The organism is Telluria sp. LT1R51-2, assembly GCF_059685775.1.
In genome coordinates this window covers 2,655,236-2,669,898 of record NZ_JCASIM010000001.1, presented here as the reverse complement: position 1 = coordinate 2,669,898, position 14,663 = coordinate 2,655,236, and the positions used below count along the sequence as shown (strand labels likewise).

Sequence of the window (14,663 nt, the reverse complement as noted above, 5' to 3'; positions counted from 1 at the left end):
CCATGCGCGCCATCGAGATTACCAAGCCGGGGGAACCCGACGTCTTGCAACTGTGTGAACGGCCATTGCCGGTCCTGAAAAGCGGCGAAGTCCTGATCAAGGTCCATGCTGCCGGTATCAATCGTCCGGACGTGTTCCAGCGTCTGGGCAAGTACCCGGTGCCACCGGGCGCCTCTGACCTGCCGGGCCTGGAAGTGGCCGGAGAAATCGTCGACGGCGACCTGGGTGACAGCGGTTTTGCCAAGGGCGACCTCGTCTGCGCACTGGTGCAGGGTGGCGGGTACGCCGAATACTGCGCCGCGCCACTCGAACAATGCCTGCCGGTTCCTGAAGGGCTGACCCCGCTGGAAGCGGCCACTTTGCCGGAAACCTATTTCACCGTCTGGAGCAATGTCTTCGAGCGCGCCCGACTGAGCGAAGGTGAAAGCCTGCTGGTGCAGGGCGGCAGCTCGGGTATCGGCGTGACGGCCACCCAGATCGCCAGCGCGCTGGGGCACCGCGTGTTCATCACGGCAGGCAGCGACGACAAATGCCGCGCCGTCGAAGCGCTGGGCGCCGAGCGGGGCATCAATTACCGCGACGAAGATTTCGTCGCCGTGGTCAAGGAACTCACGGACGGTCGCGGTGTCGACGTCATTCTGGACATGGTGGCGGGTGACTACGTGGCACGCGAGATCGAGTGCCTGGCCGACGATGGCCGCCTGGTCGTCATCGCGCTGCTGGGTGGCGCACAGGCCAATTTGGACATGAACCACGTGCTGCGCCGCCGTCTGACCATCACTGGTTCGACGCTGCGTCCCCGTTCGGTCGCCTTCAAGGCAGCCATTGCGCGCCAGTTGCGCGAGCAGGTCTGGCCGCTGTTTGCGCAGAAGAAGATCAAGCCGGTGATTCATCACGTGTTCCCGCTGGCAGAAGCTGCGGCGGCGCACACGATGATGGAATCGAGCGCCCACGTGGGCAAGATCGTGCTGCAGGTACTGGCCGACTGACCATAAAAACAACAGGCGCGCCGGCGGGGTCCAAGGGCCCTGCGCGGCGCATCCACAGGCGGTTTCAGGCCGGTTGATGCAGTCAGCCATTGTTTGACCGCCACAATATCGACCGCTAGAATAGCGGGTTATTTGACATGGGGTAGTATGCGTCCCACACTCGTAGTAGGTAACTGGAAGATGAACGGCAGCCGGGCAGTCAATGCCGAGCTGCTGCAAGGCATTCTCGCTGGTCTGGCCGCTGATGCTGGCGCTGGCACGCAGGCGTCGTGCGCGGTGTGCGTCCCCGCGCCGTACCTGTTCCAGTGCGAGCAATTGTTGGCTGGTAGCAGTGTGGCCTGGGGCGCGCAGGATGTCGCGACCGAGCCGTGCGGCGCCTTCACCGGCGAAGTGTGCGTCTCGATGCTGCACGATTTCGGCTGCCGGTACGTGATCGTCGGCCACTCCGAGCGCCGCGGTTATCACGGCGAGTCGAACGAGCTGGTCGCACGCAAGGCGAAAGCGGCGCTGGACGCCGGCCTGACCCCGATCGTGTGCATCGGTGAAACACTCGAGCAGCGCGAAGCGGGCGAGACCAACGACGTTGTCGGTGGCCAGTTGCACGCGGTGCTGGAACTGGTGGGTTTTGAGGATGTATCACGCTTGGTGCTGGCCTACGAGCCGGTATGGGCGATCGGTACCGGCAAGACAGCCACGCCCGAGATGGCGCAACAAGTCCACGCTGACATGCGCGCGTTAGTGCGCAAGTGCAACGTTGATGCCGCAGAAACCGTACAAATCCTTTACGGCGGCAGCATGAAGCCGGAGAATGCACGCGAGCTGCTGGCGCAACCGGATATCGATGGCGGCCTGATCGGCGGGGCGGCACTGAAAGCCGACGACTTCCTCGCCATTCTGCGTGCTGCTTAAAGACTTAATCTCGCGCATTTAGTTTTGCGAAGATTTTGGAATTACAAAAAATTTGAAACGCTGTTAAACCTTGGAATGGAATTGCAATGATCTGGTCTAATCTTATTATCGTCGTGCAGGTTATCTCGGCCCTGTCCATTATTGGCTTGGTCCTGATGCAGCATGGCAAGGGCGCTGATATGGGTGCGGCCTTCGGTTCCGGGGCATCGGGCAGCCTGTTCGGTGCATCCGGATCGTCGAATTTCCTGTCCAAGGCAACGGCAGTGGCCGCCGCCGTGTTCTTCGGCACCACGCTGACCCTGGCCTACATTGGCAACACCCGCACCAGCAGCGACAACGCCGGCGTGATGGGCCGCGCCCAGGCGCCTGCGGCCGGCATCCCGGTCACGACCCCGGTGCAGACGGCCCCGGCCGATGTGCCGACGCTGCCAGCCGGCAGTGCGGTTCCGGCAGCCCCGGCGCCAGCGCCGGCCGTGCCTGCGCCAGCGACCAAGTAAGGGATCAGATAGTCGACCTGGCAAGCGCTGCAGCAAGCGTAAAACCAGGTCACGCTGACCCGGCGCCATGCGCGCCGTTGTGGTTCAAAAACAATGCGCCTTTTATCGGGCGCATTGTTGTTTTTAGGCGTAGAATACTGCGGCGCGTGACAGGGTTAGGCAGCCTGCATGTGCAGCCTCGCAATATTGACGATTGCGTCGCAACGAACTTTGTCATGCTCATGTCAGTAAAAGAGCGTCCAATAGATTGTTCGGCGATATGATTCAAATAAATGGCAAATATCTTTGTGATTGCGCAATTTGAGCATTGAAAGATAGTGCTAAAGCAGGTTAAAATACTGTTCTCCAGCCGACGTGGTGAAATTGGTAGACACGCTATCTTGAGGGGGTAGTGGCGCAAGCTGTGCGAGTTCGAGTCTCGCCGTCGGCACCAAAATTTAGAAAGAAAGCCAGCAAGGGCGCACGAGTCTTTACCTCATGCCTGAGCTGGCTTTTTTACGAGGATCTGTCGTACGATCCTGGCGGCAGGCTCGAAGCCAGGTTCGCACGATTCGGTGCTGCATCTCTGCAGCGTTCCATTAACCGATCGTTCAGAAGGCTTCATCGTGAACCTCGAAAGTTATCTCCCCGTTCTTCTCTTTATCCTGGTTGGCATCGGTGTCGGTGTCGCCCCGCAGGTGCTTGGTCGCCTGCTCGGGCCGCACAAACCCGACGATGCCAAACTGTCCCCGTATGAATGCGGCTTCGAAGCTTTCGAAGACGCGCGCATGAAGTTCGACGTCCGGTACTACCTGGTCGCGATCCTGTTTATTTTGTTTGATCTTGAAACGGCATTCTTCTTCCCATGGGGCGTCTCGATGCGCGAACTGGGGTTCACCGGTTTCATCACGATGATGGTGTTCATCGCCGAATTCGTCGTGGGCTTCTGGTACATCTGGAAGAAAGGTGCCCTTGATTGGGAATAAGCCATGGCTATTGAAGGCGTACTAAACGAAGGTTTCATCACCACCACAGCCGACAAGCTGGTCAACTGGGCACGTACCGGGTCGATGTTCCCGATGACGTTCGGTCTGGCCTGCTGCGCGGTCGAGATGATGCACGTGGGCGCGGCCCGCTACGACATGGACCGCTTCGGCATCGTGTTCCGCCCGTCGCCACGCCAGTCCGACGTCATGATCGTTGCCGGCACGCTGTGCAACAAGATGGCGCCGGCGCTGCGCAAGGTCTATGACCAGATGGCCGAGCCGCGCTGGGTCATCTCGATGGGCTCCTGCGCCAACGGTGGCGGCTACTACCACTATTCGTATTCGGTCGTCCGTGGCTGCGATCGCATCGTCCCGGTCGATGTCTACGTGCCAGGCTGTCCACCGACCGCCGAAGCTTTGCTGTACGGCATCATGCAGCTCCAGAACAAGATCAAGCGCACCAATACCATCGCGCGCTAAAAACGGACGGCGTACTCCATGACGACAAAACTCGAAACCCTTCAACTCGCCCTGCAGACTGCATTGGGCGAGGGCGCCGCTATTTCCAGCGCGCTGGGTGAAGTCACGGTGGTGGTCAAGGCCGCCGACTACATCCGCTCGATGACGGCCCTGCGCGATACCCCTGCGCTGGCGTTCGAGCAGATGATCGACCTGTGCGGCGTCGACTATTCGGAATACGGCGAAGGCACCTACGAAGGACCGCGCTTTGCGGTCGTCGTGCACCTGCTGTCGCTGACCCACAACTGGCGCGTGCGCGTGCGGGTGTTCTGCCCGGACGACGACATGCCGCTGGTCGAATCGATCACGCCGATCTGGCGCGCCGCCAACTGGTTCGAGCGCGAAGCGTTCGATCTGTTCGGCATCCTGTTCGATGGCCACGGCGACCTGCGCCGCATCCTGACCGACTACGGTTTCATCGGCCACCCGTTCCGCAAGGACTTCCCGATCTCGGGTTACGTCGAGATGCGCTACGACCCCGAGCAGAAACGCGTGATCTATCAACCCGTCACGATCGAACCGCGCGAGAACATTCCCCGCGTGATTCGCGAAGAGACTTACGGGACGAAATAATGGCTGAGCTTAAGAACTACACCCTGAACTTTGGTCCGCAGCACCCCGCAGCGCACGGCGTGCTGCGCCTCGTGCTCGAGCTCGACGGCGAGGTGATCCAGCGTGCCGACCCGCACATCGGCCTGCTGCACCGCGGCACCGAGAAGCTGGCCGAAACCCGCACCTACCTGCAATCGGTGCCGTACATGGACCGTCTCGACTACGTGTCGATGATGTGCAACGAACACGGCTACGTGCTGGCGATCGAAAAGCTGCTCGGTATCCAGGCGCCGATCCGCGCCCAGTACATCCGCACGATGTTCGACGAAGTCACCCGCATCCTGAACCACCTGATGTGGCTGGGCGCGCACGCGCTGGACATCGGCGCCATGGGCCCGTTCCTGTACTGCTTCCGCGACCGCGAAGACCTGTTCGACGTCTACGAAGCCGTGTCGGGCGCGCGCATGCACGCGGCCTACTATCGCCCAGGCGGCGTGTACCGCGACCTGCCGGACACGATGCCACAGCACAAGGCTTCGCCGATCCGCAGCGCCAAGGCGATCGACGCACTGAATGAACACCGCCAGGGCTCCGTGCTCGACTTCCTCGACGCGTTCACGAAGCGCTTCGACGGCTATGTCGACGAATACGAAACCCTGCTGACCGACAACCGTATCTGGAAGCAGCGTACGGTCGGCATCGGTGTCGTGACGCCGGAAGACGCGAAAGCGATGGGCTTCACCGGCGCGATGCTGCGCGGCTCGGGCATCGCCTGGGACCTGCGCAAGACGCAGCCGTACGCAGCGTACGACAAGGTCGAATTCGATATTCCAGTGGGCACCAACGGCGACTCGTACGACCGCTACCTGGTGCGCGTAGAAGAGATGCGCCAGTCGAACCGCATCATCAAGCAATGCATCACCTGGCTGCGCGCCAATCCGGGCCCGGTCATGATCGACAATAACAAGATTGCGCCGCCGAACCGGATGGACATGAAGTCCAATATGGAATCGCTGATTCACCACTTCAAGTTGTTCACCGAAGGCTTCCACGTCCCAGAGGGCGAGGCGTACGCTGCGGTCGAGCATCCGAAGGGCGAATTCGGCATCTATATCGTCTCCGACGGCGCCAACAAGCCATACCGCCTGAAAATCCGCACGCCGGACTATGTCCACCTGCAGAGCCTCGACGAAATGGCACGCGGACACATGATCGCTGATGCCGTCGCCATCATCGGTACGCAAGACATCGTGTTCGGCAGTATTGATCGCTAGTCCGAAAGGCAGAGAAGAATATGTTATCCCCGCAGTGCTATCAAAAAATCGATCGGGAGCTGGCCAAGTACCCAGCCGATCAACGCCAGTCGGCCGTGATGGCCTCGCTCGCCCACGCCCAGGTCGAACTGGGCTGGCTGTCGCCAGAGACGATGCAGGAACTCGCCGATTACATCCAGATGCCGGCGATTGCCGTGCAAGAGGTGGCGACTTTCTACAATATGTTCAACGTCAAGCCGGTTGGCCAGCACAAGATCACCGTGTGCACCAACCTGCCATGTGCACTGTCGGGCGGCGAACGCGCGGCCCAGCGCATCAAGGACGCCCTGAACATCGACTTCCGTGACACCACGGCGGACGGCAAGTTCACGCTGATGGAAGGCGAGTGCATGGGCGCGTGCGGCGACGCACCCGTCATGCTGGTGAACAACCACCGCATGTGTTCGTTCATGAGCGACGCCAAGATCGACGCCCTGCTTGAGGAACTGAACAAATGACCAGCCTGCACGATCGTCACATCAAGCCACTGATCCTGAAGGATCTGAACGGCACCAACTGGCACCTGACCGACTACGTCAACCGTGGTGGTTACTCGGCGCTGCGCCGCATCATCGAAGAAAAGATCACGCCCGAGCAGATCATCGCCGACATGAAGGCGTCGGGCCTGCGCGGCCGTGGCGGCGCCGGTTTCCCGACTGGCCTCAAGTGGAGCTTCATGCCGCGCCAGTTTCCGGGCCAGAAATACCTCGTCTGCAATACCGACGAAGGCGAGCCGGGCACGTTCAAGGACCGCGACATCATTCGCTACAACCCGCACGCGCTGATCGAAGGCATGGCCATCGGCGCCTACGCGATGGGCATCACCGTGGGTTACAACTACATCCACGGCGAAATCTTCGAAGACTACCTGCGCTTTGAAGAAGCGCTGGAAGAAGCACGCGCCGCGGGCTTCTTGGGTGACAACATCCTGGGCAGCACGTTCTCGTTCCAGCTGCACGCGCACCACGGTTACGGCGCCTACATCTGCGGCGAAGAAACCGCGCTGCTCGAGTCGCTCGAAGGCAAGAAGGGCCAGCCGCGCTTCAAGCCGCCGTTCCCGGCCTCGTTCGGCCTGTACGGCAAGCCGACGACGATCAACAACACCGAGACCTTCGCTGCGGTCCCGTTCATCCTGAACATCGGCGCCGAGAACTACATGGCGCTGGGCAAGCCGAACAATGGCGGCACCAAGATCTTCTCGATCTCGGGCGACGTCGAGCGGCCAGGCAACTACGAAGTTCCGCTGGGTACGCCATTTGCGACCCTGATGGAACTGGCCGGTGGCATGCGCGGTGGCAAGAAGATCAAGGCCGTGATTCCAGGCGGTTCGTCGGCGCCGGTGGTGCCGGGCGAGCAGATGATGCAAACCGATCTCGACTACGATTCGATCGCCAAGGCCGGCTCGATGCTGGGTTCGGGCGCCGTGATCGTGATGGACGAGACGCGCTGCATGGTCAAGTCGCTGCTGCGCCTGTCGTACTTCTATTACGAAGAATCATGCGGCCAGTGCACGCCATGCCGCGAAGGCACGGGCTGGATGTACCGCATGGTTCACCGCATCGAGCATGGCCAGGGCCGACCGGACGACATGGATCTTCTGAACAACATCGCTGACAACATCAAGGGCCGCACGATTTGCGCGCTCGGCGATGCGGCCGCGATGCCAGTGCAGGCCATGATCAAGCACTTCCGCGAAGAATTTGAATATCACATTGAGCACAAGCACTGCCTCGTGCCCTCATACCTTTAAACCAGGTCAGGTAACGATCCCATGGTTGAAATTGAATTAGACGGCAAGAAAGTTGAAGTCCCACCGGGTTCGATGGTGATGGACGCCGCAAACAAGCTCGGAACGTACATTCCGCACTTCTGCTATCACAAGAAATTGTCGATCGCTGCGAACTGCCGCATGTGCCTCGTCGAAGTGGAAAAGGCGCCGAAGCCTTTGCCAGCGTGCGCGACCCCGGTCTCGCCGGGCATGATCGTGCGCAGCCACAGCGACAAGGCCGTGCAGGCCCAGAAGTCGGTGATGGAATTTTTGCTCATCAACCACCCGCTCGACTGCCCGATCTGCGATCAGGGCGGCGAATGCCAGTTGCAGGATCTGGCCGTGGGCTACGGCAAGAGCGGTTCGCGCTACGAAGAAGAAAAGCGCGTGGTGGCCCCGAAAGAAGCGGGTCCGCTGATCTCGATGGAAGAGATGTCGCGTTGCATCCAGTGCACCCGTTGCGTGCGTTTCGGCCAGGAAGTGGCCGGCGTCATGGAATTCGGCATGCTGGGCCGCGGCGAGCATTCAGAAATCACGACGTTCGTCGGCAAGACGGTCGACTCGGAAGTCTCGGGCAACATGATCGACCTGTGCCCGGTCGGCGCGCTCACCAGCAAGCCGTTCCGCTACTCGGCACGTCCATGGGAACTGCAGCGCCGCAAGTCGGTCTCGCCGCACGATTCGCTGGGCGCGAACCTGATCGTCCAGGTCAAGGGTGGCCGCGTCATGCGCGTGCTGCCACTCGAAAACGAAGCGGTTAACGAGTGCTGGCTGTCGGACAAAGAGCGTTTCTCGTACGAAGCGCTGAACAACACCGACCGCCTGACCAAGCCGATGATCAAGCAGGGCGGCATGTGGCAGGAAGCCGAGTGGCAGACCGCCCTCGAATACGTCGCCCACGGCCTGCGCAATATCCGTCACGAGCACGGCGCCGATGCGATCGCTGCTGTCGCCACTGCGCACTCGACCGTCGAAGAACTGCACCTGCTGAACAAGGCCGTGCGCGGCATGGGCTCCGACAACGTCGAGTTCCGCCTGCGCCAGAGCGACTTTTCGCTCGACGGCCAGGTCACGCCATGGCTCGGCATGCCGATCGCCGAGCTGAGCACGCTCAAGCGCGCACTGGTCATCGGTTCGTTCCTGCGCAAGGATCACCCGCTGGTCACGACGCGTCTGCGCGCCGCCACCAAGTCGGGCCTGCGCCTGTCGCTGGTGGCTGGCGCGGACGACGAACTCTTGATGAAGGTCGCGCACAAACTGATCGCTGCACCGAGCGACTGGCTCGTCGCGCTGTCGGAAATCGTCGTTGCCATCGCTGCCGACAAAGGCATCGCGGCGCCAGCCGGTTTCGAGCAGATCGAAGCGTCGGACATCGCCAAAGCCATCGCCGCCTCGCTGGTCGTCGTTGGTGACGTTGAACTGCCAGGCGCGATCCTGCTGGGCAACGCTGCTGCGCAACATCCGCAAGCCTCGAAAATCCACGCCGCCGCGCAGTGGATCGCCGAGCAGACCGGTTGCTCGTTCGGTTACCTGGTCGAGTCGGCCAACACGATCGGCGGCCACCTGGTGGGCGCTACGTCGGGCAAGAACGAAGCACCGTTCGCCACGCCGAAAAAAGCCTATGTGCTGCTGAACGCCGAGCCGCAACTGGACGCTGCCAATCCGCAGCAAGCCAGCGCGGCACTGGCCGGCGCCGAGATGGTCGTCGTCATGTCGGCCTTCAAGCACGGCCTGGACTACGCCGACGTGCTGCTGCCAATCGCACCGTTCTCGGAAACTTCGGGCACGTTCGTCAATTGCGAAGGCCGCGCACAGAGCTTCAACGGTACCGTGCGTCCGCTGGGCGACACCCGTCCAGCCTGGAAAGTGCTGCGCGTGCTGGGTAACCTCCTGGGCCTGCAAGGCTTCGACTACGACACGTCCGAATCGATCCGCGATGAGCTGTTCGGCAAGGGTGTCACCGATCTGTCGGGCAAGCTGAACAACAAAGCCACGCTGGCACCGACCGTTGGCGCCTATGCGCCGGCGGGCCAGCTCGAGCGCGTGACCGACGTGCCGGTGTACTTCACCGATGCGCTGGCACGCCGCGCCGAGCCGCTGCAGCGCACCGCCGACGCGAACGCGCCGCTGGTCACGCTGTCGAAAGCGGTGGCTGAATCGATCGGCGTCAAGGCCGGCGACAGCGTCACCGTCACGCAGGGCGCCGGTTCGGCCGTGCTGGTGGCCGATGTCGACGCCACGCTGCCATCGAACGCAGTGCGGGTCGCCGCCGGCCATCCGGCCGTGGCAGGCCTGGGCGCCATGTTCGGTTCCATCCAAGTTGCAAAAGCAGGGGAGAGCAAGTAATGGCCGCGCCCGGTTACATTGATTCATTCAACGCCGGCGGTGCAGACCTGCTCGGCCCGGTCTGGCCGATTGCCTGGACCCTGATCAAGATCATCGCGGTGCTGGCACCGCTGATGATCGCGATCGCCTACGCCACGCTGTGGGAACGCAAGTTCATCGGCTGGATCCAGATCCGCGTCGGTCCGAACCGCGTCGGTCCTGGCGGCCTGCTGCAGCCGATGGCCGACGGCCTGAAGCTCCTGATCAAAGAGATCGTGATCCCGGCCAAGGCCAGCAAGAGCCTGTTCGTGATCGGTCCGGTCATGACGATCATGCCGGCGCTGGCCGCCTGGTCGGTCATCCCATTCGGTCCGCAGTTTGCGCTGGCCAACGTGAACGCCGGCGTGCTGCTCCTGATGGCGATCACCTCGGTCGAGGTCTATGGCATCATCATCGCCGGCTGGGCGTCGAACTCGAAGTACTCGTTCATGGGCGCCATGCGCGCATCGGCCCAGATGATCTCGTACGAAATCCCGATGGGCTTCGTGCTGGTGGTCGTGCTGATGGTGACGGGCAGCCTGAACCTGTCGGACATCGTTGCCGGTCAGCAGATGGGCACGTTCGCCGGCTGGGGCGTGAACTTCCTGTCGTGGAACTGGCTGCCGCTGTTCCCGCTGTTCATCATCTACCTGATTTCGGGACTGGCCGAGTGCGGCCGTCACCCGTTTGACGTGATCGAAGGTGAATCCGAGATCGTTGCCGGCCACATGGTCGAGTACTCGGGCATGTCGTACGCGATGTTCATGCTGGCCGAGTACGGCAACATGATCCTGATCGCCTGCCTGGCGTCGCTGTTCTTCCTCGGCGGCTGGTCGGCACCATTCAGCTTCCTCGAAGTGGGCGGCACCCTGGGCGGCTTCATCGGCTTCTTCTGGCTGTTCCTGAAAACGTTCTGCCTGGTTACGTTCTTCATCTGGGTGCGCGGTACGTTCCCACGTTACCGTTACGACCAGATCATGCGTCTGGGCTGGAAAGTGTTCATTCCGATCACGCTGGTCTGGCTGGTGTTCATCGCCGCCTGGATGCAGACGTCGTGGAATATTTGGAAGTAAGGGGACGCACATGTCACGTATGAAAGAAATCCTCGGCAGCCTGATGCTGACCGAGCTGATCAAGGGCCTGGCCCTGACCGGCCGCTACGCTCTGTCGCGCTCGATTACGGTCCAGTACCCGGAAGAAAAGACCCCGATGTCGAACCGCTTCCGCGGTCTGCATGCGCTGCGTCGCTACCCCAACGGGGAAGAGCGCTGCATCGCCTGCAAACTGTGCGAAGCAGTCTGCCCGGCCATGGCGATCACGATCGAGTCGACCCAGCGCGAAGACGGCACCCGCCGCACCTCGCGTTACGACATCGACCTGACCAAGTGCATCTTCTGCGGCTTCTGCGAAGAATCGTGCCCGGTTGATTCGATCGTCGAAACGCACGTGCTGGAATACCACGGCGAAAAACGCGGCGACCTCTATTACACCAAAGAGATGCTGCTGGCCGTGGGTGACCGCTACGAAACCGAGATTGCCGCTGCCCGCGAGGCGGACGCCAAGTTCCGCTAAGTGTTAATTACAAGAGGCTCCTGGGTTAGTCATGACATTTACTGATATTTTGTTCTACGTGTTCGCGGCCGTGATGGTGCTGGCAGGCCTGCGCGTCATCACCGCCAAGAACCCGGTTCACGCCGCGCTGTTCCTGGTGCTGGCCTTCTTCAACGCAGCCGGTATCTGGCTGCTGTTGAAGGCCGAGTTCCTCGCCATCGTGCTGGTGCTGGTCTACGTCGGCGCCGTCATGGTGCTGTTCCTGTTCGTCGTCATGATGCTCGATATTAATATCGACCGTATGCGCGAAGGCTTCTGGGGCTTCCTGCCACTGGCAGCCGGCGTTGGCGCCCTGATCGTGCTCGAGATGGGCGCGGTGCTGTGGCACGGCTACAGCAACTTCCAGCAAACGCCGGAAGCGGCTGCCCTGAACATCGGCGGCACCAAGGAACTGGGCATGCAGATCTATACCCGCTACATCTACGGCTTTGAAATCGCTGCCGTGGTGCTGCTGGTGGCAATCATCGCTGCTGTTGCCCTGACGCTGCGCCGCCGCAAGGACAGCAAGGCCATCGATCCGGCCGACGCCGTGCGTGTAAAACGCAACGACCGCCTGAAGATCATCAAGGTTGCGACCGTGAACCAGCCGGCCATCGATGCCGCGAATGTGGCGAAGGCCGCTGCAGCCGCTGCTGCTGCCGCGCCAGCTGCCCCAGCCGAACCGAAGGAAAGCAAATGACCGTCTCCCTCGCACACTATCTGATCCTGGGCGCGATCCTGTTCGCGATCTCGGTGGTCGGTATCTTCCTGAACCGGAAGAACATCATCATCTTGCTGATGGCCATCGAATTGATGCTGCTGGCGGTGAACCTGAACTTCATCGCGTTTTCCCACTACCTGGGCGACGCGGCGGGGCAGATCTTCGTGTTCTTCATTTTGACCGTCGCGGCCGCCGAAAGTGCAATCGGCCTGGCGATCCTGGTGGTCCTGTTCCGCAATCTGGACACGATCAACGTGGAAGACCTCGACAGCCTCAAAGGCTGATCGGTCTCGCTCGATAACTTATAACGAATAAGGTTCAACATGGCGGGGCAAATTTCAACCTCACTCTTACTGGCAGTGCCACTGGCACCGCTCGCAGGCTCGGCAATTGCCGGTCTGCTGGGTACCAAGTTCCTGGGCAATGTCGTCGGCCGCAAGGTGTCGCATACCGCGACCATCCTCGGCGTGGCGATCGCGCTGGTCATCTCGGTCATGACCCTGATGGCCGCGCTCGACGGCTTCAAGCTCAACCAGGACCTGTACACCTGGATGACCGTCGGCACGCTCAAGCTGGCCGTCGGCTTCCAGATCGACACCCTGACCGCGATGATGATGTGCGTCGTCACGTCGGTGTCGCTGATGGTGCACATCTACACGATCGGCTACATGGCCGAGGATGACGGCTACAACCGCTTCTTCTCGTACATCTCGCTGTTCACGTTCGCCATGCTGATGCTGGTCATGTCCAACAACTTCCTGCAGCTGTTCTTCGGCTGGGAAGCAGTGGGCCTGGTCTCGTATCTGCTGATCGGCTTCTGGTACACGCGTCCAACGGCGATCTTCGCCAACATGAAGGCGTTCCTGGTCAACCGCGTCGGCGACTTCGGCTTCATCCTCGGTATCGGCCTGATCCTGGCCGCCGCCGGCACGATGAACTACGCCGAAGTGTTCGCGCAGGCCGACCAGCTGGCCCTGATGACCGTGCCGGGCACCGACTGGCCGCTCTTGACCGCCTCCTGTATCTGCCTGTTCATCGGCGCGATGGGCAAGTCGGCGCAGTTCCCGCTGCACGTCTGGCTGCCTGACTCGATGGAAGGTCCGACCCCGATCTCGGCACTGATCCACGCCGCAACGATGGTTACCGCCGGCATCTTCATGGTGTCGCGCATGTCGCCGCTGTTCGAGCTGTCCGATGGCGCGCTGTCGTTCATCATCGTCATCGGTTCGATCACCGCGCTGTTCATGGGCTTCCTGGGCATCATCCAGAACGACATCAAGCGCGTGGTTGCTTACTCGACGCTGTCGCAGCTGGGTTACATGACCGTCGCACTGGGTGTGTCGGCCTACTCGGTCGCCGCATTCCACCTGATGACGCACGCGTTCTTCAAGGCGCTGCTGTTCCTTGGCGCCGGCTCGGTCATCATGGGCATGCACCACGACCAGGACATGCGCAACATGGGCGGCCTGCGCAAGTACATGCCGATCACCTGGATCACTTCGCTGATCGGTTCGCTGGCCCTGATCGGTACGCCGTTCTTCTCGGGCTTCTACTCGAAGGATTCGATCATCGAGGCAGTGCACGCAAGTAATCTGCCAGGTACCGGCTTCGCGAACTTCGCGGTGCTGGCCGGCGTATTCGTCACGGCGTTCTACTCGTTCCGTATGTACTTCCTCGTGTTCCACGGCGAAGAGCGTTTCGGCAAAGCTCATGCGCATGATCATCATGATGCTCACGCAACTCACGCAACTCATGCTGCTCATGACACGCACCACAAGGCGACCGCTGGTCACGAGCATGACGAGCCGCACGCACTGCACGATTCCGGTTCGCATCACGAGGAAGACGCGCACGACGACCACGGCCACCACGGCCTGGCCCCGGGCCAGAAGCCGCACGAGTCCCCATGGGTCGTGACGGTGCCGCTGGTCCTGCTGGCGATTCCATCGATGCTGATCGGTTTCTTCACGATCCAGCCGATGCTGCATGGCACGTTCTTCGATGGCGTCATCACCGTGAACCCGAACCACCCGGCCATGGCCGAACTTGGCGAGATGTTCCACGGCGCTGCCGCGATGGCCTTGCACGGCCTGCAGACCGCACCGTTCTGGCTGGCACTGGCTGGCGTCGTTGCCGCCTACTACTGCTACATGATCAACCCACGCGTGCCGGCCTGGTTCTATGCCAAGTTCAAGCCGCTGCACACCCTGCTGGACAACAAGTACTACATGGATGCGTTCAACCAGAAAGTCTTCGCCGGCGGCTCGCTGCTGCTGGGCGGTGGCCTGTGGAAAGTAGGCGACCGCGGCCTGATCGACGGCCTGGTCGTCAACGGCAGCGCCAAGGCAGTCGGCTGGTTCTCGACCATCACCCGTAAAGCACAGACCGGTTACATCTACCACTATGCGTTCGTGATGATCGTTGGCGTGCTGGCGGCCATGCTGTACTTCTTCCCGTTCTGGCGCGGTTAATCACA

The 14,663-nt window shown here is 61.3% G+C and carries 15 protein-coding genes and 1 tRNA gene; all 16 read left to right on the top strand.

The features are described from left to right. Nucleotides 1–2 precede the first annotated feature (2 nt). The 16 genes from AC56LH_RS11675 to nuoL all read left to right on the top strand — a co-directional run bounded on the left by AC56LH_RS11675 (nt 3) and on the right by nuoL (nt 14,658). A complete protein-coding gene (locus AC56LH_RS11675) occupies nt 3–989 on the top strand; it encodes an NAD(P)H-quinone oxidoreductase (protein ID WP_499646164.1) in 987 nt (328 codons plus the stop codon). Between the two features lie 147 nt (nt 990–1,136). Further along, complete coding sequence (tpiA, locus tag AC56LH_RS11670; RefSeq protein ID WP_499646162.1) at nt 1,137–1,898, top strand: triose-phosphate isomerase; 762 nt, start codon at nt 1,137–1,139, stop codon at nt 1,896–1,898. Between the two features lie 86 nt (nt 1,899–1,984). Further along, nucleotides 1,985–2,395 (top strand): preprotein translocase subunit SecG, encoded by a 411-nt coding sequence (gene secG / locus AC56LH_RS11665; RefSeq protein WP_499646160.1) that lies wholly within the window; start codon nt 1,985–1,987, stop codon nt 2,393–2,395. 348 nt (nt 2,396–2,743) lie between these two features. Next, nucleotides 2,744–2,828 (top strand) — tRNA-Leu (locus AC56LH_RS11660). Between the two features lie 172 nt (nt 2,829–3,000). Then, on the top strand, nt 3,001–3,360 hold the full coding sequence (locus AC56LH_RS11655; RefSeq protein WP_183557670.1) for an NADH-quinone oxidoreductase subunit A: 360 nt from the start codon (nt 3,001–3,003) through the stop codon (nt 3,358–3,360). A gap of 3 nt (nt 3,361–3,363) precedes the next feature. After that, nucleotides 3,364–3,840, top strand: coding sequence for a NuoB/complex I 20 kDa subunit family protein (locus AC56LH_RS11650; protein ID WP_147933132.1), 477 nt, complete (start codon nt 3,364–3,366; stop codon nt 3,838–3,840). Nucleotides 3,841–3,858: 18 nt separating this feature from the next. Beyond that, a complete protein-coding gene (locus AC56LH_RS11645; RefSeq protein WP_482899456.1) occupies nt 3,859–4,452 on the top strand; it encodes an NADH-quinone oxidoreductase subunit C in 594 nt (197 codons plus the stop codon). Further along, nucleotides 4,452–5,705: an NADH-quinone oxidoreductase subunit D gene (locus tag AC56LH_RS11640; protein WP_183557677.1), complete on the top strand. Its 1,254-nt coding sequence runs from the start codon at nt 4,452–4,454 to the stop codon at nt 5,703–5,705. Before AC56LH_RS11645 ends, AC56LH_RS11640 begins: the two co-directional genes overlap by 1 nt. 20 nt (nt 5,706–5,725) lie before the next feature. Next, on the top strand, nt 5,726–6,202 hold the full coding sequence (nuoE, locus tag AC56LH_RS11635; RefSeq protein WP_183557680.1) for an NADH-quinone oxidoreductase subunit NuoE: 477 nt from the start codon (nt 5,726–5,728) through the stop codon (nt 6,200–6,202). Then, nucleotides 6,199–7,494, top strand: a complete 1,296-nt coding sequence (gene nuoF / locus AC56LH_RS11630; protein ID WP_332531043.1) for an NADH-quinone oxidoreductase subunit NuoF — start codon at nt 6,199–6,201, stop codon at nt 7,492–7,494. The genes nuoE and nuoF overlap by 4 nt, the downstream gene beginning before the upstream one ends. Before the next feature lie 21 nt (nt 7,495–7,515). Next, on the top strand, nt 7,516–9,858 hold the full coding sequence (gene nuoG, locus AC56LH_RS11625; protein ID WP_499646158.1) for an NADH-quinone oxidoreductase subunit NuoG: 2,343 nt from the start codon (nt 7,516–7,518) through the stop codon (nt 9,856–9,858). Next, nucleotides 9,858–10,949: an NADH-quinone oxidoreductase subunit NuoH gene (nuoH, locus tag AC56LH_RS11620; RefSeq protein WP_183557689.1), complete on the top strand. Its 1,092-nt coding sequence runs from the start codon at nt 9,858–9,860 to the stop codon at nt 10,947–10,949. Before nuoG ends, nuoH begins: the two co-directional genes overlap by 1 nt. Nucleotides 10,950–10,959: 10 nt before the next feature. Beyond that, nucleotides 10,960–11,448 carry an NADH-quinone oxidoreductase subunit NuoI gene (nuoI, locus tag AC56LH_RS11615; RefSeq protein ID WP_183557692.1) on the top strand — a complete coding sequence of 163 codons (489 nt, stop codon included), beginning with the start codon at nt 10,960–10,962 and terminating at the stop codon, nt 11,446–11,448. A 31-nt stretch (nt 11,449–11,479) separates the two neighbouring features. Further along, a complete protein-coding gene (locus AC56LH_RS11610; protein ID WP_499646156.1) occupies nt 11,480–12,166 on the top strand; it encodes an NADH-quinone oxidoreductase subunit J in 687 nt (228 codons plus the stop codon). Then, nucleotides 12,163–12,471, top strand: a complete 309-nt coding sequence (gene nuoK, locus AC56LH_RS11605) for an NADH-quinone oxidoreductase subunit NuoK (RefSeq protein ID WP_183557698.1) — start codon at nt 12,163–12,165, stop codon at nt 12,469–12,471. Before AC56LH_RS11610 ends, nuoK begins: the two co-directional genes overlap by 4 nt. Before the next feature lie 39 nt (nt 12,472–12,510). Further along, complete coding sequence (nuoL, locus tag AC56LH_RS11600; RefSeq protein ID WP_499646154.1) at nt 12,511–14,658, top strand: NADH-quinone oxidoreductase subunit L; 2,148 nt, start codon at nt 12,511–12,513, stop codon at nt 14,656–14,658. Nucleotides 14,659–14,663: the final 5 nt, after the last annotated feature.

Coding starts and splice junctions, on each gene's coding strand:
- AC56LH_RS11675 (WP_499646164.1), top strand. CDS start 3: ATGCGCGCCATCGAGATTACCAAGCCGGGGGAACCCGACGTCTTGCAA.
- tpiA (WP_499646162.1), top strand. CDS start 1,137: ATGCGTCCCACACTCGTAGTAGGTAACTGGAAGATGAACGGCAGCCGG.
- secG (WP_499646160.1), top strand. CDS start 1,985: ATGATCTGGTCTAATCTTATTATCGTCGTGCAGGTTATCTCGGCCCTG.
- AC56LH_RS11650 (WP_147933132.1), top strand. CDS start 3,364: ATGGCTATTGAAGGCGTACTAAACGAAGGTTTCATCACCACCACAGCC.
- AC56LH_RS11645 (WP_482899456.1), top strand. CDS start 3,859: ATGACGACAAAACTCGAAACCCTTCAACTCGCCCTGCAGACTGCATTG.
- AC56LH_RS11640 (WP_183557677.1), top strand. CDS start 4,452: ATGGCTGAGCTTAAGAACTACACCCTGAACTTTGGTCCGCAGCACCCC.
- nuoE (WP_183557680.1), top strand. CDS start 5,726: ATGTTATCCCCGCAGTGCTATCAAAAAATCGATCGGGAGCTGGCCAAG.
- nuoF (WP_332531043.1), top strand. CDS start 6,199: ATGACCAGCCTGCACGATCGTCACATCAAGCCACTGATCCTGAAGGAT.
- nuoG (WP_499646158.1), top strand. CDS start 7,516: ATGGTTGAAATTGAATTAGACGGCAAGAAAGTTGAAGTCCCACCGGGT.
- nuoH (WP_183557689.1), top strand. CDS start 9,858: ATGGCCGCGCCCGGTTACATTGATTCATTCAACGCCGGCGGTGCAGAC.
- nuoI (WP_183557692.1), top strand. CDS start 10,960: ATGTCACGTATGAAAGAAATCCTCGGCAGCCTGATGCTGACCGAGCTG.
- AC56LH_RS11610 (WP_499646156.1), top strand. CDS start 11,480: ATGACATTTACTGATATTTTGTTCTACGTGTTCGCGGCCGTGATGGTG.
- nuoK (WP_183557698.1), top strand. CDS start 12,163: ATGACCGTCTCCCTCGCACACTATCTGATCCTGGGCGCGATCCTGTTC.
- nuoL (WP_499646154.1), top strand. CDS start 12,511: ATGGCGGGGCAAATTTCAACCTCACTCTTACTGGCAGTGCCACTGGCA.